Genomic DNA, 19986 nt, shown 5'->3' on the forward strand with positions numbered 1-19986 from the left:
ATCAAAACTGAAAATTATTTCTGGGAATAAAGTCATACGTCTTTTTCTTGCACTTAAGTACATAATCACATTCTATGAGTACATAGATATAGAAATGCAGTAAGCTGATTACCAAAGCATAACGTTTGACTGTACGGTTAAAGATCATGTATCATACTTATTAGTAAGAAAAATTGGGCGTAGTATAGAAATTCGCAAGTGGAAACTACAATTCCCTACATTTGAACTTGCAAGCGAGGTGAATATCATTGGGGATATGAAACTTTTTCGGATTGGCGAACTCGCCAAGACCGCTGGTGTGAGTGAACGGACGATCGATTATTATACGAAGCTTGGACTGATCGCTCCCGAAGAACGTACACAAAAAAATTATCGTCTCTATAGTAATGAAACTTTAACGAGGCTTGAACGTATTGTACAGATGAAACAAGAGAAGTATAGTCTCGACGAGATTAAGCAATCTCTTGAGAAGTGGCGTCTGGTTAGTACAGAAGAGCAAGTTGCCAGCAAATTGACAACATTAGAGCTTCATGTACAACAACTTGAGCGAGAGGTTAACGAACTCAAACCGCTACTTGGAGAGATGAAACCTGTACAAGCACGCAAAATGATGGCAGGGCTTCTCACCAAAAGTGCCGGTACAATGGAGGCACTGAAAATCTTGCTTGAGAACACCATGATGTAGCTTATTTTCTAGAAAGCGGAGGAATGAATATGAGTTTTAATAACGGTATGTTCGTATTGATCATTATCGCCTTTTTGCTCTCTTTATGGGCGCAATTTCGCGTTAAAGGTACGTTTAGACGTTGGTCGGAGGTACCGAACCAGAACGGAATCACGGGTTACGATGCCGCTCGCCAGATGCTTGATGCTAACGGGCTACACGATGTTCCAATTGAACCCGTACGCGGTACGCTCTCTGATCACTATGATCCGATCAATCGGGTTGTACGTTTATCAGAACCAGTATATTATGAAAACTCAATCTCAGCTGTCTCGGTAGCGTGTCATGAAGTTGGTCACGCCATTCAGCATAAAGAAAGTTATCCGATGCTGGCACTGCGTCACCGGATCTTCCCGATTGTGAACTTTGCATCCGGATTAGCTCCATTCCTGTTGATTGCAGGATTCCTCTTCAATGCCATGAACCTTGTAGGGATCGGTATCATCTTCTTCTCCGTAACTGTAGCATTCCAACTCATCACTTTACCGGTTGAGTTTAATGCAAGTAATCGTGCTAGAGAGATCATGGTATCCGAAGGATACATCCGTAACGAAGAAGAAAAAGGTGTTGCAAAAGTTCTGAATGCCGCAGCCTTGACTTACGTTGCTGCAGCGTTGATCTCACTGCTTGAGTTGATTCGTTACATCGGAATCTTCAACAGCCGTGATTAATTGAATATCAATACAACAAAAAAACAATACCCCACCGTTAATCGGATGGGGTATTATTCTGTTGTAAACCAAAATAATGAAGTAAGAACGAACGAAAGGACTGGGCAACCAGCGGCAGTTTGTCATCCGCCCGGTGAATTAAGCCAATGGTCCGTGTTACTTTCGGATGAGAGATAGCCACATGTGCCGGCTGCAACGGGTTCGTCTGGAATAACGCCATCTCAGGCAGGAGACTTACCCCCATGCCCGCAGCGACCAATCCACGGATGGTGTCGGTCTCTTCCCCTTCAAAAGCGATCTTGGGTGTGAAACCTGCTTCCAGACATGCATGCCATACAATAGGACGAAGAGAATAACCTTTGCTAAACAATACAAATTTATCATCCTTGAGCTGTTCAAGCGCAATGGTCTCTTCACCAGCTAACGGGTGATTAGGAGGAAGGATCGCATGTAATTCTTCCGTCAGTACAATATCACCATCTACTTGATCATGCTTCTCGGGAAAAGGAGAAATGAATGCCAGATCTACCTCTCCCGATAACACATCACGAATCAATGTAGGAAACATCCCCTGCTTGAATCTGAATTTCACGTTGGGGTAGCGCTGCCGGAAAGCAGCCACAACGGAAGGAATGAGATGTATCCCCAGGCTGTGCGGGAACCCAATTCGAATCTCCCCATGCTCCGGGTCAAGAAATTCATGAACTTCCCCCACTGCCTTGTCCAAATCTTTTAATATACCTTCAATTCGTTTGCAAAAAAGCTGTCCTACTGCAGTCAACTGCAGGTTTCGTCCCTTTTGCATAAAAAGGTCCACGCCCAGTTCTTCTTCCAGCTGATGAATCTGACGACTCACCGCCGACTGTGCCACATGCAACTCTTCAGCAGCCTGTGTTACATGTTCCTTCTGTGCCACTTTCAAAAAGTAATGCAACTGTCTTAATTCCACTCGTCCTGATCGCTCCAATCTGTTATACCCTACTTATCCTGGATTGCATTCCATCTTGAGAACGTTCTGACTACCGCTTTAAGCTACGGGGTTTCCACAATCTGATCAACAGTCCGTAAATGAAGAATCCACCCAACAATCCTCCAAGGTGTGCCATCCAATTGATGCCCGACATGGCGAAGGAGAATATGATTCCGAACAAAAGTAACGTGTACATCGTTTTGCGCGAAGCTTCATCCATCATTGTCCGCTGGAACAGTGCTACATACAAGAATGCACCATAGACGGCATAGATCGCTCCTGAAGCACCTACCGAGATGGTAATACTCCCAATCGAGTTATACCATGCTACAGCAAGAATATTACCCAATACGCCACCACCTAGGTACAATACACCATACCTTACCGACCCAAGTAACCTTTCCATCGGTGGTGCAAATACGATTAACGCAAAGCTGTTAAACAATAAATGACTGAAGCCCGCATGCAAGAAGATGGAAGTGATGTAACGCCACCACTCCTGTGCGAACAGTTCATGATTCGTAAGTGCTCCAAATTTCAGCAGCACCATATTGTTTGTTGAGCCACCGTTCACCGTTAACACAATAAACATCACAACATTGGCAATTAAAAAAATCGACGTCAAAGGGAAATACTTCAAATAACCTTTCCAGTTCTCATAGCGAATAAATATCATAAATTTCTTCTTTCACTCCACCCTGTTCAGATCGGACTTACATCTCTGATCCATCGTAATGGTACATGTCCGAATTGGACAATGCCTTTCATAAAAGATTATAATGGATTTTGGCACGGATCACCAATTTATAAGGAGGAACATTATTATGACACAAGAACGTACAGGCGCAGCCACATTCAAAGGCAACCCTATTACATTGATCGGCCCTGAACTGAAAGTGGGCGATCAAGCACCTGATTTTACCCTGAGCAAGAACCTGGTTGAAGATGCTTCCCTGAAAGACTTCGCAGGCAAAATTAAATTAATCAGCGTTGTTCCTTCCCTGGATACTGGCGTATGCGATGCGCAAACTCGTCGTTTCAACGTTGAAGCCGGAGAACTCGGAGATAACGTTGTTGTCTTGACAGTAAGCGTTGACCTTCCGTTCGCTCAAGCCCGTTGGTGTGGAGCAGCTGGTGTTGACCGCGTAGTTACATTGTCAGACTACAAAACACGTTCTTTCGGTGAAGACTATGGTGTTCTGATCAAAGAATTCCAACTCGACATGCGCTCCATTTTTGTTTTGGATGCTGAAGACCGGATTACATATGTGGAGTATCTGCCTGAAATGACAGACTCCCCTAACTTCGAACAAGCCATTGCTGCTGTAAAAGCTTTGCTGTAGAAGTTATCATACGCTCAGAACAAAAGCGAGGAAGGTTAACCTTCACTCGCTTTTTGTTATTTATCATCTATTTCAATCATTTGCTTTATACTTGCTTAGCTTCTTATCCAGGACAGCGAATAAGTTCATAATCGTGCGATAATTGGAACCCAAATCTCCAAGTGAACCACGTGAAGCTGAATACATATCCACCGCACTACGAACAGGACTTACCGAGATAATGGAAACTGTAATGTCCATCGTCCGTCCAAAGGTAGTCCGCTTCTCCAGAATAACTTCTCCAACAGAAGGCACTTCATGCAGCACTTTATAACCTGGAATCTTTTTGAGTGTCGAAGAGACCTCTTCCCAAGCTCTATCTTTGGATAAGTTATAATACCGTGTTTTTAATTTGGGATCCTTGGCTCGATCGCTGGTCCCCTCCATGCTGCGGATGATACCGACGAGCGTTCTCTTTAAGGTCAAGACCCTTCCTCCTTTGATTGTAACCGTTCCATTTATGTATCTAAGTGTAACATTGTTCAAGTAGTAACAAAAGGGTAAGCATCATATTTATCATAAAACCGATCGAAAACAATCATCACAACTTAAAAACACCCTGAGATTCCTTCAGAAGAGGGAAAGTCAGGGTGCTGTACATGAAAATTTAGAAACCCGCCTATGCCGTCCGGCTACATTGTCTTATGAACCTGCTTGGCAGGTGGGTGACCGCAAAAATGTTTTTTGAAGTCCCCATGTCGTATAGACAGGGCTTTTCAGCAACATTCTGTGTTGATCTCCCGAAGACATCATCATTGGTTCAAAACAACGAATAACCGAAACGTACATCGCAGGATGTACAATTATTATATCCCTAACTGTGTAAAAAGTAAATGGCGAACCATCATGTTTTATTTTTGCAATGTAATGTTTTTGTCGTCTGATGGCTCAGATGTTCCACCATTCTCTGCGGATTGTTCAGCCAGCGCAGCAGCTTCCTCTTCTTCCTTCTTCAGCTGCATCTTCTCCATCTGCTCCTGCATCTTGTTGAAGGTTGCGTAGAAATTAAAGAACGCGAACCACGCAATAATGCTGATGATGAAGAAAACGAACAGAACCGGATAACGGAAACCGATGTAGAACAGCAAGCCGCTTCCCAGCAATGTGGAAAACACACGGAATGGTCTGATCAGCGTTAACAGTACTGCATTTTTAATGATGAGTCCAATGGACATGTGATAATGTACAACCATCGAGAAAAAGTTAAAGAGTGACACAAATAACAAGAGAAGCAGCACAAGCATAATGATTCCCACGAGCTGCATGTTGCGGAACTGCGTCATGTACACGGTATAATCCAGATACATTATCGCGAACAACAATGTGTAAAAAATGCCCCCGATTAAACTTTGCTTGTAGTTTTCCTTGTAACCTACAAAGAACGTACGGAAGATCGGTACATCCGTATCCCCCATATTCCATTTACGAACAACCGTAAACAGCGCAGACGTCGCCGGAAACAGTGTAAGCGGTGCCACAATGGCTATAGCCCAGTTCATTTGCAATGATTCGTTGGCGAGGTTCTGCTGCATAACGAGCAGTTTCATAATCAAGAAAAACAAGAACGGAGACGAACAAATAGCCCACAACAGATTGGTTGCGGCCAGTCTCGTAATCCACTCTGTAAGCCGGTAGATCCCACCCATAGCTCCTTTAAATTCCAAACACTTCTCCTCCTCCGCAGCCTTGCGTATTACCTGAATTCTAATATTAATATACCTTATTATAGATAGGAAAAGCCAGTACTTCCCGAAAAGAGATCGGGTACGCGCCCTCGCCGAGTGCTTTTGGTAGTCAGCAAGAAAGTGATTAGCCACTAAAATAAAAAAATGGAGCAGTTGCCTGCTCCATTTTCCAGTCCACACCTATATATTACTCGAAAGAAGAATCTTTCGCTGGACGACGTCCTTCGTTGTTGCTCGGACGCGGTTTGCGGTCACGGTTGTAACTACCTTCTCTGCTTCCGCCACCAGTGCTGCTACCGCTGTTACGATCACGGTTGTAACCGCCACGTCCGCCGCCACTGCTGTTACGATCGCGGTTGTAGCCACCACCGCTGCTGCTTCCACCGCTGCGGTTACCGCTATAGCCAGATGGTTTACGTCCGCCAGAGCGAACATCCGGTTTGCGACGCTTCGCACGGATTGGATCTTCAGGAGTCAGGTCAACTTGAGCATCTTTCTTATCACCTGTCAGGAGCTTCAGAGCAGCCGACAACAGTTGAACAGAATCATATTGCTCAAGCATTTGAATCGCGATACCTTTGTATTCGTTCAGTTCGCCTGATTGTACGATTTCGAGCAAACGCTCTGCTGTCAAACGTTGTTTTCCTTCTACAGCCTCAGCCATTGTTGGCAGTGGCTTGCGTGGAATACGGTGACGTGTCACACGCTCAATAAAGTGCAAGTGATCGATCTCACGCGGTGTAACAAAGGACCAAGCAGCACCCTCTTTACCCGCACGACCTGTACGACCGATACGGTGAACATAACTCTCCGGATCTTGCGGAAGGTCGAAGTTCACAACGTGAGTTACGCCGGATACATCGAGACCACGTGCAGCTACGTCTGTTGCAACGAGTACATCAATGCTGCCGTCACGGAACTTACGCATTACTGTATCACGTTGATTCTGGGAAAGGTCACCATGGAGACCATCAGCAGAATATCCACGTTTTTGCAGAGCTTCAGCCAATTCATCAACACGACGTTTGGTACGTCCGAATACGATCGCCAGTTCAGGAGATTCCATATCCAGCAAACGGCTAAGCGCTTCGAATTTTTGACGCTCAGGAACTTCAATGTAAGCTTGGTCAATCAATGGTGCACTTACTTGTTTAGGAATTACAGATACATGTTCAGGGTTGTTCAAGAATTGTTGAGCCAATTTTTGAATGTTAGGAGGCATTGTTGCTGAGAACAGCATTGTTTGACGCTCGTCTGGTACTTGTTTCAGGATAGATTGAATATCCTCCATGAAACCCATGTCGAGCATTTCATCTGCTTCATCCAATACAACAGTTTGTACATCATCAAGTTTGATTGTTTTGCGGTTGATGTGGTCAAGGAGACGTCCAGGTGTACCAATGATAATTTGTGGTTTTCTTTTCAGTGCACGAATCTGACGAACGATATCTTGTCCGCCATAGATTGGCAGGGAGCGCAGACCTTTGAAGCGAGTGAGTTTTTCGATCTCTTCAGCAACTTGGATTGCAAGTTCACGTGTAGGTGCCATAATGAGGGCGCGAATTTTTTCGTCACTTTTCGAAATTTTGCTGATCAACGGAATACCGAACGCAGCTGTTTTACCAGTACCAGTTTGTGCTTGACCAATCAAGTCTCTTCCTTCGAGTGCCAAAGGAATGGATTTGGATTGAATCGGTGTTGCTTCTTCAAACCCGAGCTCAGTGATGGCTTGCAGCACCAGCGGTTCAAGATTGAAATCTGTGAAATTTAAATTTGTCAAAATTATTCATACTCCTTTTATATGGTGGACATGGTGGACAATCCACTTTGTTGTCTGTATTCTTAAGTAGCATTAATATTTATAGGGTATCCCAACAGGGCAAATTATTTTCATCAATGATTATAATTCCATGAATGGGTCCCCAACATAAGACTAAAACTACATACATGTGTTTGAAACATTTCAAATTTCATTGTTCCATTTGGGAAAAGTTTCCTACTCAAGAATATCCACAAATCATTATATCACAAAACAATTCAAGATTACCAGCAATCTGGTTTTAAATATAAATGAGGTGATTAAATTGCCCAAAATAATTTGGCACTCTATAGTGATCATTTTGGGTGCTGCAGCTATTGCTTGCGGCTTTAACTGGTTCTTGGTCCCCCATCAGCTTTTAAGCGGCGGGGTGTCCGGTATTTCAATGCTTCTGGGTTATTTTACAACGTTGAATCTTAGTATAATGTATTTTGTTCTTAACATTCCCCTGCTCATTGCAGGTTGGTTTATTCTTGGACGACGCTTCATTACATTAAGCATTCTCTCGGTAGCAGCCACTTCTTGGTTCATTGCGCTTCTGCCTGTTTTTGCTGTGGCTACAGACCCTTTACTTAGTTCTGTATTTGGCGGTGTGCTTATCGGAATAGGCACTGGTTTTTCCTTCCGCGTCGGCGGCTCCACAGGTGGACTCGACATTGTTGGCTCCATCTTCACGCGTAAACGTGACTTTCCGATTGGAACAGTGATGGCTGGCATGAACGGTGCAATCATTATGCTGGCTGGATACCTGGGTGACAATTGGAATACAGCCCTGGCGTCCATGGTATCCATCTACATTACGGGCAAAGTGCTTGATCTGATTCATATCAGTCACGTCAAGGTAACACTGTACATTATCACAAACGAAACCGAAGCCATGTTAAAAAAATTACTTGTTCGGCCTCGCGGAGTTACCAAAATCAAGACTCAGGGAGCGTACACGGATATTGAGAAGGACATGCTCATGACCGTAACCACCCGTTACGAGTTGGTTGAAATTAAACGTATTATCAAGGACACAGATCCAAACGCTTTTGTTAACATTGTGGAAACGGTTGGTGTTATGGGTTCTTTTCGCAGAAGTTAAGACACCTGTACGGTTAACAATTCACAACATTGTGGTATAATAACGGTGTACGGCTCCTAAATATGTTGTATAGCAGGTTCAACCCTTCAATTTCACAGGCCATATGCTTTCCCGAATTGCACCGAATGACTTACCATTTTGGAATTCGAGTAGGAAAGGGTGATTATTGTGGATATGGAAACGGTAAAACTGTTTGAAATTGTCAACAGATGGTGCCCGGAAATGCTCCCTTTCTTGAAACCGAATGAACTCGACTCACTGATTGTCCTCCGGGATGGGCTGGGCATCCTGGAACAGGGAGACGCAATGGAAATCATTCAGTACAGTATTTGTGAGCATCAAAACGAGATTTACATTCAATAATTTTTTTCAGATTGATCACGCCGCTTCTTGCAGAGGATTTCCTCAGCAGGAAGCGGTTTTCATTTTTTCCATGTGTTTCATTTCTTGATAAATATGGGTAAAAGCCCGGAGGCTTTAATGTATAATTCATACATGGAATGCACATAAGGGAGTGGAAATGAATGAATATGTTTTGGGCTTTACTGGCTATGGCCTTTGGAAGTTTTGGTGGTGCCCCCGCAGTCGCGGATCAGGGAAATCCCCAGTTCCAATCGTTAACCAACAGTTTTAACACCGCAATTATCCAATCTCAAAAAGATCAGGTTGTTATTGATGCCGATAATCCACCTGCCAAAATTGATCCTCAACCTGACGCACCCGTGGTCAAAGGGATTTATGTAACAGCCTACAGCGCTGGCGGCGCACGTATGAAAGAATTGCTGGAACTGACAGACAGTACAGAACTGAATGCCATGGTTATTGATATCAAAGACGATCTTGGATACATAACTTATCCTACAGAAAACAAAGCATTACAGAAAATGGGCAAATCCCAACCCTTTATTCGGGATATCGATGCCTTGATGAAACGTTTGCAAAAACATGAGGTCTACCCGATCGCACGTGTCGTTGTGTTCAAAGATACGATTCTTGCCAAGAAAAATCCGGAGCTTTCCTTCCGAAACAAAGATGGATCTGTATGGGCGAATGGCAAAGGCGACAGCTTCGTGAATCCATACAGCAAGGAAGTATGGGATTATAATATTGAGATCGCCAAGGAAGCGGCAAAGCTTGGATTCAAGGAGATTCAATTTGACTATGTTCGTTTCCCGGAAGGTTTCGAGACTCGTGCCGATGTACTGAAATACACCAAATCTGACAAGACCCGCGTGGATGTTGTGGCTGAATTTGTGCAATATGCACGTAAGGAGCTCGCACCGTTAGGTGTTCGTGTCTCGGTTGATATTTTCGGTTATGCCGCTTCTGTACCCGCAGCTGAAGGCATTGGACAGGATTTTGTTAAAATATCCGAAAACGTAGACGTGATCTCACCGATGGTATACCCCAGTCACTATTCAACCGGATGGTACGGGGTGAAGGACCCTGACAAAGATCCTTACGCCACCATCAAGGGCTCGATGGAAGACACGCACAAGAAACTGGACCCTACCAAAGAGCTCAAACCTGTCATTCGTCCGTGGATCCAGGACTTCACAGCAAGCTGGCTGGGAAGTGGACATTACATCAAGTATGGCAAGAAGCAAGTGGAAGACCAGATTAGAGCGATGAAAGACATGGATGTTCATGAATATCTGCTCTGGAATGCGTCCAACCGTTATACATCAGGTGTACAATATAAGTAATCCGCACTTTCATATTTTGCATTCATCCAACCTCGCTCCGCTTCAGGCGGAACGAGGTTTTTTTATATTGGCCTTTCTCGATTGTGCCTCTCTTCCGCTTCTGTCCCTATTCAAAACAGACAAAATCCACTACAATGAATAGCTGTCCAGATATGACACTTGGATGACATCTCTTTAGAATAGCGAGGCACTGCCAGTGAATATGAACACAACAAGTTTTTCACAAAAAGTGAAGCAATTCCTGATTATATTTTTGCCCATCTTCACCACTCAAATCGCCCTCTCTGCCATGTCATTCTTCGATACGAATATGTCAGGCAAGTTTTCCCCGGCTGACCTTGCAGGAGTTGCGATCGGCACAAGTCTGTGGATGCCAGTCCAGACTGGACTAAGCGGGATCCTTATTGGCATAACCCCCGTCGTATCTCATCTATTAGGGTCCAAACGTAATGATCAGATCGGGTATAACGTCATACAGGCGCTATATCTTGGCATTGCTGTCAGTCTAGTCGTTATTGGAGCCGGGGCCTTGTTACTTGGCCCTATACTTAACGGAATGCCGCTAGAACCCCACGTTGCCCAAGTGGCGTTTTATTTTCTGTGTGCACTCGCTTTTGGCATTATCCCGCTCTTCGGATATACCGTGCTGCGCAGCTTCATGGATGCTCTAGGCCAGACGCGAACGACCATGTTCATTACACTGGTCTCCCTGCCCGTTAATATCTTGCTGAATTATCTGCTGATATTCGGCCGTTGGGGCTTCCCACAATTGGGCGGCGTTGGTGCTGGGGTCGCTACAGCTTGTACGTACTGGCTCATCTTTCTCATTAGTCTCTTTTTTGTCCATCGAATTGAACCTTTTGCCCAATACGGCATTTTCCGTCAATTGACTCGCGTATCCTTAGCCAAGTGGAAAGAGTTGCTCAAAATCGGGGTTCCGATTGGATTCGCGACTTTCTTTGAAACATCCATCTTTGCTGCCGTGACCTTAATGATGAGCCGCTTTGACACCACAACGATCGCTGCCCATCAGGCGGCTCTGAATTTCGCTTCTACGCTCTACATGCTTCCTGTGAGCATATGTATGGCTCTTACGATCCTTGTTGGCTTTGAGGCAGGTGCAGGGCGTCTGAGAGATGCCAAACAGTACAGTCTGCTGGGTATTGGTGGAGCCATCGCACTCTCACTGCTGACAGCCATCGTGCTGATTGTGTTCGGCGAACAGATTGCAGGCGTGTATTCAAACGATCGAGAGGTCATTGCACTTACGCAGCATTTCCTCATCTACGCCATTTTCTTTCAGATCTCGGATGCCATTGCTACACCGACTCAGGGAGCATTGCGTGGCTACAAAGATGTTAATCCAGCTCTAATTATCACGTTCGTAGCTTATTGGATTATCGGCTTGCCTGTAGGTTATCTAACGGCTACATACACTTCACTCGGTGCCTTCGGATACTGGATCGGACTCATTGCCGGCCTTGCTGTAGGAGCAACTGCGCTTCTCTGGAGACTCTTCCGGGTACAAAAACAAGCAGCACTCCGTATGGCATAGCATCGGAACACTCACTTACTTTGGAAAACACAAAAAGAGCGCAATCCTCGTTCATGCGGGATTGCGCTCTTTGTTTTTGAATCGAATTATTGGGACAAACGTTGTGCAAGCTGGTATGTTTCCATATCGAAATCTTTTTTCGTATTAACCACTTTATCAATATCTGTAAGGGTAAGTTCACCCTTGATAATGCCACAACCTTTGTCTGTTTCGCCTGCAATCAGACTGCGAACAGCGAAGTCGCCCAGACGGCTAGCCAGGTTACGGTCGAAAGGTGTTGGCGTACCCCCACGCTGAATGTGACCCAGAACGGTTACACGCGGCTCATACGTCGGGCAACGTTCCATCAGTTCTTTCGCTACATCCTCACCCTTGCCCACGCCTTCTGCAACGATGATAATACTGTGACGTTTACCGTGTGCAAAGTTGGCTTTCATCCGATCTGCCACTTCGTCCATGTCAAACGGAACTTCCGGAACAAGAATCGTTTCAGCGCCCGAAGCAAGTCCTGCATGCAAGGCGATATCTCCGCAGTGGCGGCCCATTACTTCAACAATGGAAGAACGCTCGTGAGAAGACATCGTATCACGCAATTTGTTCACGGCATCCACCACTACGCTTACTGCTGTATCGAATCCGATAGTGTAGTCGGTGAAAGAAACGTCGTTATCAATCGTTCCAGGCAAACCCATTGTGTTAATGCCGAGCTTGCTCAGTTTGTTTGCACCGTTGTAGGAACCATCCCCACCGATAACAACCAGACCGTCAATACCACGCGCACGCAGAATGTCCGCACCTTTTTGCTGACCTTCAGCGGTGTAGAACTCCTTGCAACGTGCCGATTGAAGAACCGTTCCCCCACGTTGGATGATATCCCCTACACTCCGCAAATCCATTGGGAAAATGTCATTATTCAAGAGACCCTGGTATCCACGTTGGACTCCGTATACTTCCAGACCGTGAAACAGTCCGCTGCGAACAACCGCACGAACAGCCGCGTTCATCCCCTGTGAATCACCACCGCTCGTTAAAACTGCGATTTTCTTTACTGCTGTCATGATGTTTCTTCCTCCTCTAGTTTCACTTCAGGCTCCGCAATATTACACCTGACTTACATATTTTTCCGTATCCAGCGACTAAAAATGAAGAAAAATATTCTTGTCATTGGACTATTCTTCATCAGACGTTTGGATACGACGCGAACTTCCTGTTGTTCGCTGACTTTGGGATCAGACAGGTAAATGGCAATCAGTCCTTCGATGATCATCCGGTGAAAGGAGCTTCCCGGGATCTTCTGCACATCACTGCGAGCCATCTCCACAATAAAAGCAATTCGGTCCAGCATGGTCTCCACATTCTCATAATAGTTGCAGAAGTTGAGATCTCCCCCGATGCGGTCCTCATCCTGATCAATTAAATAATCGAGCATAATGTGCAATGCGCATACATGTGGGAAATAGGCCGTGTGGATCGAGGCCGCTTGCTCTTCAGTCAACTGATCGTCACTCGCAGCCAGAAACAGCATGAATACGCCCAGTGTAGAGCCAGTTGCAGCAGCAAATTCGTTCCAACGAAACTGAGGTGTGCGATGACGATGCTCCGACCACCATTCGAGCAGTGCCGTTTCTCTCAGTTCCGGCTTGATATGCTTATATACCTGCAGGTCCGTGTATAGGCCTGCCAGATCCTGAATTTGGGGCTTGGCGGACGCATAGCCTGGTAACTGACGGGTCAGTTCCTGACATGTGGTCACCAGATTCCGCAGATATCCACCGTCATCCTGCTCCTCTCGGAGGGCATAATAATTGACGGGAATTGCTTCGGGATCTACCGCATCAAGCATGGATTGATGGAGAAGACGAAAGTCATCCGGGTCCATCGACGTGCTGCGGTCGCACAGATTGTCCAAATAATCACTAATAGTTTGATATGAAACGATCAGCGGAATCAGAATGTGCCTGTTTGGCAAATCAGCTAATGCGTAGACGGTTCCGCCTTCACAGTGAAACTGTTTATCCTTCAGACTGGCAAGTGCCTGTGTACGCAATTCCTCATTCGGAATCGCCTCAGCTTGAGCACGCCATCCATTCAGTGCCTTCCGTGTTTCCGGAATGGTGTATTTGTACACCCCTCTCATCAATGCCAGCGGTCCACGCGGATATTGATGACGTTTTCGATTTGATTGGCTCAAAATAAATGTGCCTCCACTTGGTTGAATACGTATTAGAGCGATTTTTAACCATTCCTATTATAATATGATCCCCTTAATTGTACAAATGATCTGCCGCATATTCCGCATAAAAAATCGCATCCGCGCCCAAAGCTTTGTGATATACTAGGCATATTTCATCCATCAAAGGAGTCGTTGACATGTCGTCAAGTGAATCACTTTCGTGGAGACGGTTATTTTCTTTTTTTGTGCCACTTGGCATTTCCGCCTCTCTCGTCACCATTTCTCACGTCATCATAAACAGCACATTAGCACGTTCCGCTCATCCCGAGACGGTTATTTCCAGCTATGCCATCGCCGGTAGCTTGTTAACCCTCACGGAACGCCCCTCCACCCTGCTGCGGCAAACCTGTTCCGCACTGGTTCGCGATCGCCTATCCTTTCAGGCCCTCACGTTTGTGACCAAAATATTTCTTGCCTGCGTGCTTCTCATCGGTTTTCTTATCGTATACTCTCCCGTTGGTACCGGGGTGTTCAAATACCTGTTTGGTGTAAGTCCCGATCTGCTTAACAAAGTCATCGACGTATATGAAATTCTCATGTATGTGAGCATCTTCTCCGTGATCCGCAACATCTACCAGGGGATCATCATTACGAATAACCGAACCAAGTGGTTAACCATCGGCATGATATTCCGTTTAGCGGGTATGTACGGCCTATCCCTCTATTTCATCTACACGGACAGCATTGACAGCGGACGTGTAGGCGCTATCATTTTTGCTGCTGGCATGATGATTGAAGCACTGGTCAGCTTTTTGGAGGGAAACAGCATCAAGCGCAAAATGCCAGCCAAGCTTGAGGATCATCCCGTCGAGAGTAAGGGAGACGTATTTCGCTTTTATAAGCCGTTACTGTTATCCAGCTTTGTAGCGCTGTTCATAGGACCTGTTATTAATATCGTTCTTGGCAAAACGACCGGAATCGCACTGGCCATTTCTTCCTTTGCCATAGCAAGCAGTCTGATGCAGTTGATGCTAAGCTTCTTTACATACATTCATCAGATCGTGCTGAATTTCTACCTTGTGGACGCCAAACTGGTACGAAAATTCGCACTTGTCACCGGATTTATTCCGTTTGCAATGATGGTGTCAATTGCCTATACCCCCTTGGGACCATGGGTACTTGAAAATGTCATGAGTGTTCAGGGCGAACTGTTGAAACAAAGTCTGTGGACACTGCGTGCGTTTGTCTTATTTCCGCTGATCTTCCCTTTTCTGGATTTCAGCAACGGCATCATTCTGCTTCGCGGGCAGACGAAAACGATGTTTCGTTCGCAAACAGCGAATGCAATCTGCACGGTAATCGTGCTGCTTATTCTTGTTAGTATTTTCCCTGCGTGGAACGGCATGATTGGCGCTGTAGCTCAATCCCTTGGCCTGCTCGCTGAACTTACCATTGTCTGGCTTGTTATCCGACGCACGCAGAAGGAACCTACGATGTCCGTGCCACCTACCGGTAAATCATCAACCCTGAAAGGGTAACAAAATCATTGAACTGTTAACAGGATTGGAGTCTCTCATCATGAAATTAAGTCACAACGCCCGCCCGGATCAGAACTGGCTGCGGGCTCTCATGTTCACCATCTTCGGTTCCACCGTTCTGGTGGTATCCTACTTTCAACTTTACTTCAGTCATCTGGGCTTCAGTCGGGCTGAAATTGGTTATCTCTACGGGATTGGTCCCCTCATCTCTGTGTTCTCCAATATGTTCTGGAGCATGGCCAGTGACCGCTACCAAACAGTACGCAAAGTGATGATCATTCTGCTTGGTGGTCAATTGATCACAGGGATCATGCTCGCCAATGCGACAACTTTCGGTCAGGTATTTGTTCTCGTGACCCTGTTTTACTTTTTCTATTATCCGGTCTATCCTCTCTCCGATACGATGGCCATTACAACAGCCAGCAAGTACGGTCGTAATTTCACTTCCATTCGCGTCTTCGGATCGATCGGTTATGCCTTCTTTGCATTAAGTATCGGGTATTTCCTTGGATCTTTTGGTCCAGCATGGACGATTTGGGTCTGCGTTGGTCTTGCTGCAACTACACTATTGATCAGTTTTCAATTGAAGGATCAACCTTCGGGAACTAGTAGCAAAATGGACCTATCGGGGTTATGGGCTATTTTGAAACGCAGAGATGTGCTCACCTTTTTTGGCTGTGTATTTTTGCTTGCCATGGGACATCGGATGAACGAAGCTTTCCTAACTATCACGCTGAAAGAGCTGGGTGCCAGTGAAGGGCTGATCGGTTGGTCTTTGCTTATCTCTTCTGTAAGTGAAATCCCCATATTTTTATTGCTCAGCAAGTATGGAAACCGTTATAAGGAATTGCCGCTCATTGCTTTTGCTGCACTGATGTATACCGTTCGTTTGCTTCTCATGTCCATATCTGATACACCTGCAGCTGTCGTTGCGATACAAACGATGCACAGTGTGACCTTCGGTATTTTCTACGTTACGGCAGTCCGTTATATCATTCGCCTGGTTCCGGACGGCTACAGGGCTACGGGTATGGCTTTGTTCACCATTGTCTGGTCCAGTGCTTCGGGACTGCTTAGTGGAACGTTAGGCGGACTGCTGCTGGAACATGCGGGCAGACAAACCTTCTATCTCACCGCTATGACGTTCTCTCTGGCTGCACTGATCGGTTTCGGATTGAAGTTATGGTCCAGCATGGCCAATCGTGTCTCCTGAACACACAGGGAAACTTGCATCGCATTCAACCGTTATTCACACCGAAAAATTAGAATCAAAAAAAGCACAGCCTCCCTCAGGGGACTGTGCTTGGATTCTTAATATTCAGCTATAAATTTATCATGTATAAGAAGTCCGTTAACCGGAAAAATTCTTACAGTTTGTTTACGTTAGCTGCTTGAGGACCACGGTTTCCATCAGTGATTTCGAATTCTACCGCTTGACCTTCTTCCAATGTTTTGAAGCCGTCTCCTTGGATTGCGGAGAAATGTACGAATACGTCCTCGCCGCCTTCAACTGAAATAAAGCCATAGCCTTTTTCTGCGTTAAACCATTTAACTGTACCTTTCAAATGAAAAACCTCCTAAAAATATCGCCATCTATGGCGAATACCCTTATTATACTGTATGGGCTTCCATTTTGCAATTTTTCTTTCCATAAATGCCGAAAAAATTTGCTTTGAATCGTAGGGTACGGTATCATTTTACCAAAACCGTTAGTTTGGAGACTACCTATGATAAAAAAACATGAAATATACAAAACAGACAAGTGGAATATGATGACTGTAGAAGTTCAAGGCAAATATCTCGTACTGCGAGAAATTTCGGAAGAGTGGGGCGAAGAGTGTCATACTTTCCTTAGCCGTCCTGCTTTAATGCACTGGGCTGAGCGCCGTTTCCCAAAAGCAGATTTTGAGAACCGTGAGGATGAATGGCGTCAATTGATGGCTGCCTTCAAAGGGGTCTAACCCATGCAGCTTGACTCAAGCAATGTCGTCATTTTTATCATCCTTGCCTTTTCCCTTGGTATTGTGCTTATTCTGGGGCGCAACTCTATCCCGGATCGGCTGAGACGGGGAATGGCGCTTATTGCTACCCTGCTCATTTGTTTCGCCTTTTTCTTAATCGTTTATTTTCTCTATAACATGGGAGCCTAATCACTAGGAACCGTAATTTTCAAATATTTCAACGTGCATTAGGTCATACTATACGCGATTATTCGTATGGTAAGGAGGAAGGCCGTTGAAATACCAGAAATCACTAGCAGCAATACTGGTACTTAGTCTGATTCCTTCGTCTCTCTCCGCACAAGCGAGCGCGACGAAGGCAGCTTCGTCCACACATTCATCAGATCATCAAAGGAGGATTTCCATGAGTCAATTATTGAAACGTTCCGAGGTGCCGGCTGAGCATAGCTGGAAACTGGAAGATTTATTTGCCGATCAGAAAGCCTGGGATCAGGAATATGAAGAAGTATCGTCTTTGACCAAGAAGGCCTCCGAATTTCAAGGCAAACTGAATAACCCTGATGTACTCAAATCTTGTTTCGAATTTGAAGATGAGATCAGTCTCAAAATAGAACGCCTCTTTGTATACGCACGCATGCATCAAGATGAAGACACAGCGAATCCTACATATCAAAACCTGTCCCAAAAAGCCCAGAAATTAAGCGTACGGGTGGGTGAAGCACTTTCTTTTGTAACACCGGAGATTCTTTCCCTTCCGGATGATCAGTTGGACGCTTTTATTAAAAATGAAAAACTCTCTGCGTACACATTTACGCTGGAAGAGATGAAACGTGAAAAAGCCCACGTTCTTAGCCAGGCAGAAGAAGCTCTGCTTGCACAGGTAGGCAACCTTTCACAAGCACCACAGACCATTTTCAGCATGCTGAATAACGCCGATCTCAAGTTTCCAAGAATCAAGGACGAACACGGTAACGAAGTCGAGCTGACACATGGCAGTTACATTCAGTTCCTCGAGAATCCCAATCGTGAAGTTCGCGAACGTGCCTTCAAAGCGGTATACGAAACCTATGCCAAACAGAAGAATACGATTGCGGCTGCCCTGAATGCAAATGTAACCAAAAATATGTTCTACGCCAATGTTCGGAAGTACCCTTCCGTGATGGAAATGTCCTTATATGGAGATAACATCCCAACGGATGTGTATACCAATCTGGTAGACACCATTCACGAGAGCCTTCCGTTATTGCACCGTTATATGGACTTGCGTAAAAAGTTGCTGGGTGTGGATCAATTGCACATGTACGATCTGTTCGCTCCACTCGTAGACGAGTACAAAATGGATATTACCTATGAGGAAGCGAAACAAACGGTCAAAGACGGTTTGAAACCACTCGGCAAGGACTATGCAGATGCATTGCAGACCGGATATGATAACCGCTGGATCGACATATATGAGAATGAAAATAAACGTTCAGGCGCTTATGCATGGGGCGCATACGGCACTCACCCGTATGTTCTGTTGAATCATAAAGATAACCTGAACAGCATGTTCACACTCGCACATGAAATGGGTCACGCTCTGCATTCACATTACTCGGATACAACTCTTCCGTATCGTGATGCTCAGTACACCATCTTTCTGGCTGAGGTTGCATCCACAACCAACGAAGCATTGCTGATGGATTATCTGCTTAACAAATCTACAGATCCAAAGGAAAAATTGTATCTGTTGACCTATTATGCGGACCAATTCCGCACAACGGTATTCCGTCAGACCATGTTTGCTGAATTCGAGAAAATCATTCATGAACGCGCGGAACAAGGTGACGCATTAACACCACAATTATTATCCGAGATCTATTATGATCTGAACGTGAAATATCACGGTAAAGACATGGTTGTTGACAAAGATATTGAGATGGAATGGGCTCGTATTCCCCACTTCTATAACAGTTTCTACGTATACAAATATGCTACCGGCTTCTCCGCAGCGACCAGCTTCTCCAAGCAAATCCTGGAAGAAGGCCAACCAGCTGTTGACCGTTATCTCGGTTTCCTGAAGAGCGGTGGCAGTGATTACTCCATTAACATTCTGAAAAAAGCAGGTGTGGATATGTCTACACCTCAACCAATTCGTGAAGCCATGAGTGTATTCAAGGAATTGATTGAACAGATGGAGCAACTAACCAAATAAGGTTGTCTTTCCATGTGACCTGCATCCCTTGCCCGATTGGGCAGGGGATTTTATAATCAATGCAAGATGCAACATATCCGAATATGGGTAATGCATACTAGTTCTCATTTGTTCAACAAGGAGGCAACACCATGAAAATGCAATGGGCGCTCATCGCAGGTCTTGTTTTTGCACTGCTCACAGGAATCTTTGCGGTAATTAATGTAGATTCCGTACAAGTGAACCTGTTGTTTAATACGGTTCAAATCCCGCTGATTTTGCTAATTCTCGGTTGCACCCTGATCGGTGGAATTATTGTAGGTTCATATGGTATCTTTCGCCAATACCGACTGCAACGCGAGAACAAGCAATTGAAGTTGCGTGTAACTGAATTGGAAAGTTCGGCAACAAGCAACACTTCGTTCGACTCTTTCAAATCGATGGATTCGCTTGATTCAACTGAACCGGACAGCCTATTGGAGAACGATTCGATCCAGAGTCAGCGCAAAGGAAACCCTACGGGGACATTGTAACCTACAGAA

The 19986-nt window shown here is 45.2% G+C and carries 21 protein-coding genes and 1 other RNA gene; 13 read left to right on the forward strand and 9 right to left on the reverse strand.

What is annotated here, in order from left to right; genetic code table 11:
• The first annotated feature begins 256 nt into the window (after window positions 1-256).
• Entirely contained in the window at window positions 257-685 is a 429-nt protein-coding gene (locus tag MHH93_RS18750; RefSeq protein ID WP_017689377.1) for a MerR family transcriptional regulator, read from the forward strand.
• Window positions 686-714: 29 nt separating this feature from the next.
• Window positions 715-1395 carry a zinc metallopeptidase gene (locus tag MHH93_RS18755; RefSeq protein ID WP_076330476.1) on the forward strand — a complete coding sequence of 227 codons (681 nt, stop codon included), beginning with the start codon at window positions 715-717 and terminating at the stop codon, window positions 1393-1395.
• 37 nt (window positions 1396-1432) lie between these two features.
• On the opposite strand, the gene gltC is transcribed toward MHH93_RS18755, so the two are convergent.
• Both gltC and MHH93_RS18765 read right to left on the reverse strand, forming a co-directional pair.
• Window positions 1433-2344 (reverse strand): glutamate biosynthesis transcriptional regulator GltC, encoded by a 912-nt coding sequence (gltC, locus tag MHH93_RS18760; protein WP_062833647.1) that lies wholly within the window; start codon window positions 2342-2344, stop codon window positions 1433-1435.
• A 70-nt stretch (window positions 2345-2414) separates the two neighbouring features.
• Complete coding sequence (locus MHH93_RS18765; RefSeq protein WP_253433339.1) at window positions 2415-3041, reverse strand: rhomboid family intramembrane serine protease; 627 nt, start codon at window positions 3039-3041, stop codon at window positions 2415-2417.
• A 148-nt stretch (window positions 3042-3189) separates the two neighbouring features.
• Here MHH93_RS18765 and tpx point away from each other — a divergent pair, with 148 nt between their 5' ends.
• Entirely contained in the window at window positions 3190-3708 is a 519-nt protein-coding gene (tpx, locus tag MHH93_RS18770; protein WP_036609653.1) for a thiol peroxidase, read from the forward strand.
• Window positions 3709-3780: 72 nt separating this feature from the next.
• Here the strand turns inward: tpx and MHH93_RS18775 are convergent, their stop codons facing one another.
• The 4 genes from MHH93_RS18775 to cshA form a co-directional block, all read right to left on the reverse strand.
• Window positions 3781-4173 carry a DUF1499 domain-containing protein gene (locus tag MHH93_RS18775; protein ID WP_278295859.1) on the reverse strand — a complete coding sequence of 131 codons (393 nt, stop codon included), beginning with the start codon at window positions 4171-4173 and terminating at the stop codon, window positions 3781-3783.
• Between the two features lie 182 nt (window positions 4174-4355).
• Window positions 4356-4547, reverse strand: a non-coding RNA gene (gene ssrS, locus MHH93_RS18780) — 6S RNA.
• Between the two features lie 51 nt (window positions 4548-4598).
• A complete protein-coding gene (locus tag MHH93_RS18785; RefSeq protein ID WP_500055251.1) occupies window positions 4599-5411 on the reverse strand; it encodes a YesL family protein in 813 nt (270 codons plus the stop codon).
• 208 nt (window positions 5412-5619) lie between these two features.
• Window positions 5620-7212, reverse strand: a complete 1593-nt coding sequence (gene cshA, locus MHH93_RS18790) for a degradosome RNA helicase CshA (RefSeq protein WP_500055252.1) — start codon at window positions 7210-7212, stop codon at window positions 5620-5622.
• 304 nt (window positions 7213-7516) lie between these two features.
• Between cshA and MHH93_RS18795 the strand changes: the two genes are divergently transcribed.
• The 4 genes from MHH93_RS18795 to MHH93_RS18810 all read left to right on the forward strand — a co-directional run bounded on the left by MHH93_RS18795 (window position 7517) and on the right by MHH93_RS18810 (window position 11599).
• Window positions 7517-8338 carry a YitT family protein gene (locus tag MHH93_RS18795; protein WP_500055253.1) on the forward strand — a complete coding sequence of 274 codons (822 nt, stop codon included), beginning with the start codon at window positions 7517-7519 and terminating at the stop codon, window positions 8336-8338.
• Window positions 8339-8512: 174 nt separating this feature from the next.
• Window positions 8513-8701 (forward strand): hypothetical protein, encoded by a 189-nt coding sequence (locus MHH93_RS18800; protein WP_029880762.1) that lies wholly within the window; start codon window positions 8513-8515, stop codon window positions 8699-8701.
• Window positions 8702-8862: 161 nt separating this feature from the next.
• Window positions 8863-10044 (forward strand): putative glycoside hydrolase, encoded by a 1182-nt coding sequence (locus tag MHH93_RS18805; protein ID WP_500055254.1) that lies wholly within the window; start codon window positions 8863-8865, stop codon window positions 10042-10044.
• A 202-nt stretch (window positions 10045-10246) separates the two neighbouring features.
• On the forward strand, window positions 10247-11599 hold the full coding sequence (locus MHH93_RS18810; protein ID WP_500055348.1) for an MATE family efflux transporter: 1353 nt from the start codon (window positions 10247-10249) through the stop codon (window positions 11597-11599).
• Between the two features lie 86 nt (window positions 11600-11685).
• On the opposite strand, the gene pfkA is transcribed toward MHH93_RS18810, so the two are convergent.
• Entirely contained in the window at window positions 11686-12657 is a 972-nt protein-coding gene (gene pfkA / locus MHH93_RS18815; protein ID WP_076292040.1) for a 6-phosphofructokinase, read from the reverse strand.
• A gap of 53 nt (window positions 12658-12710) precedes the next feature.
• Window positions 12711-13790 (reverse strand): tetraprenyl-beta-curcumene synthase family protein, encoded by a 1080-nt coding sequence (locus MHH93_RS18820; RefSeq protein WP_175623655.1) that lies wholly within the window; start codon window positions 13788-13790, stop codon window positions 12711-12713.
• 179 nt (window positions 13791-13969) lie between these two features.
• Here MHH93_RS18820 and MHH93_RS18825 point away from each other — a divergent pair, with 179 nt between their 5' ends.
• Complete coding sequence (locus MHH93_RS18825) at window positions 13970-15310, forward strand: polysaccharide biosynthesis protein (protein ID WP_500055255.1); 1341 nt, start codon at window positions 13970-13972, stop codon at window positions 15308-15310.
• A gap of 40 nt (window positions 15311-15350) precedes the next feature.
• On the forward strand, window positions 15351-16523 hold the full coding sequence (locus MHH93_RS18830) for an MFS transporter (RefSeq protein ID WP_500055256.1): 1173 nt from the start codon (window positions 15351-15353) through the stop codon (window positions 16521-16523).
• A 154-nt stretch (window positions 16524-16677) separates the two neighbouring features.
• On the opposite strand, the gene MHH93_RS18835 is transcribed toward MHH93_RS18830, so the two are convergent.
• Entirely contained in the window at window positions 16678-16875 is a 198-nt protein-coding gene (locus MHH93_RS18835; RefSeq protein WP_017689394.1) for a cold shock domain-containing protein, read from the reverse strand.
• A gap of 162 nt (window positions 16876-17037) precedes the next feature.
• Here MHH93_RS18835 and MHH93_RS18840 point away from each other — a divergent pair, with 162 nt between their 5' ends.
• The 4 genes from MHH93_RS18840 (at window position 17038) to MHH93_RS18855 (ending at window position 19977) form a co-directional block, all read left to right on the forward strand.
• The gene (locus tag MHH93_RS18840) at window positions 17038-17271 is read left to right on the forward strand and encodes a hypothetical protein (RefSeq protein ID WP_017689395.1); all 234 of its coding nucleotides are present in this window, start codon (window positions 17038-17040) and stop codon (window positions 17269-17271) included.
• Window positions 17272-17274: 3 nt separating this feature from the next.
• A complete protein-coding gene (locus MHH93_RS18845) occupies window positions 17275-17460 on the forward strand; it encodes a hypothetical protein (RefSeq protein WP_036609669.1) in 186 nt (61 codons plus the stop codon).
• Window positions 17461-17674: 214 nt separating this feature from the next.
• A complete protein-coding gene (gene pepF / locus MHH93_RS18850; RefSeq protein WP_500055257.1) occupies window positions 17675-19465 on the forward strand; it encodes an oligoendopeptidase F in 1791 nt (596 codons plus the stop codon).
• A gap of 131 nt (window positions 19466-19596) precedes the next feature.
• Entirely contained in the window at window positions 19597-19977 is a 381-nt protein-coding gene (locus tag MHH93_RS18855; RefSeq protein WP_500055258.1) for a LapA family protein, read from the forward strand.
• The last annotated feature ends 9 nt before the right edge of the window (window positions 19978-19986 follow it).

The organism is Priestia sp. FSL H7-0729, assembly GCF_038005685.1.
GTDB lineage: Bacteria > Bacillota > Bacilli > Paenibacillales > Paenibacillaceae > Paenibacillus.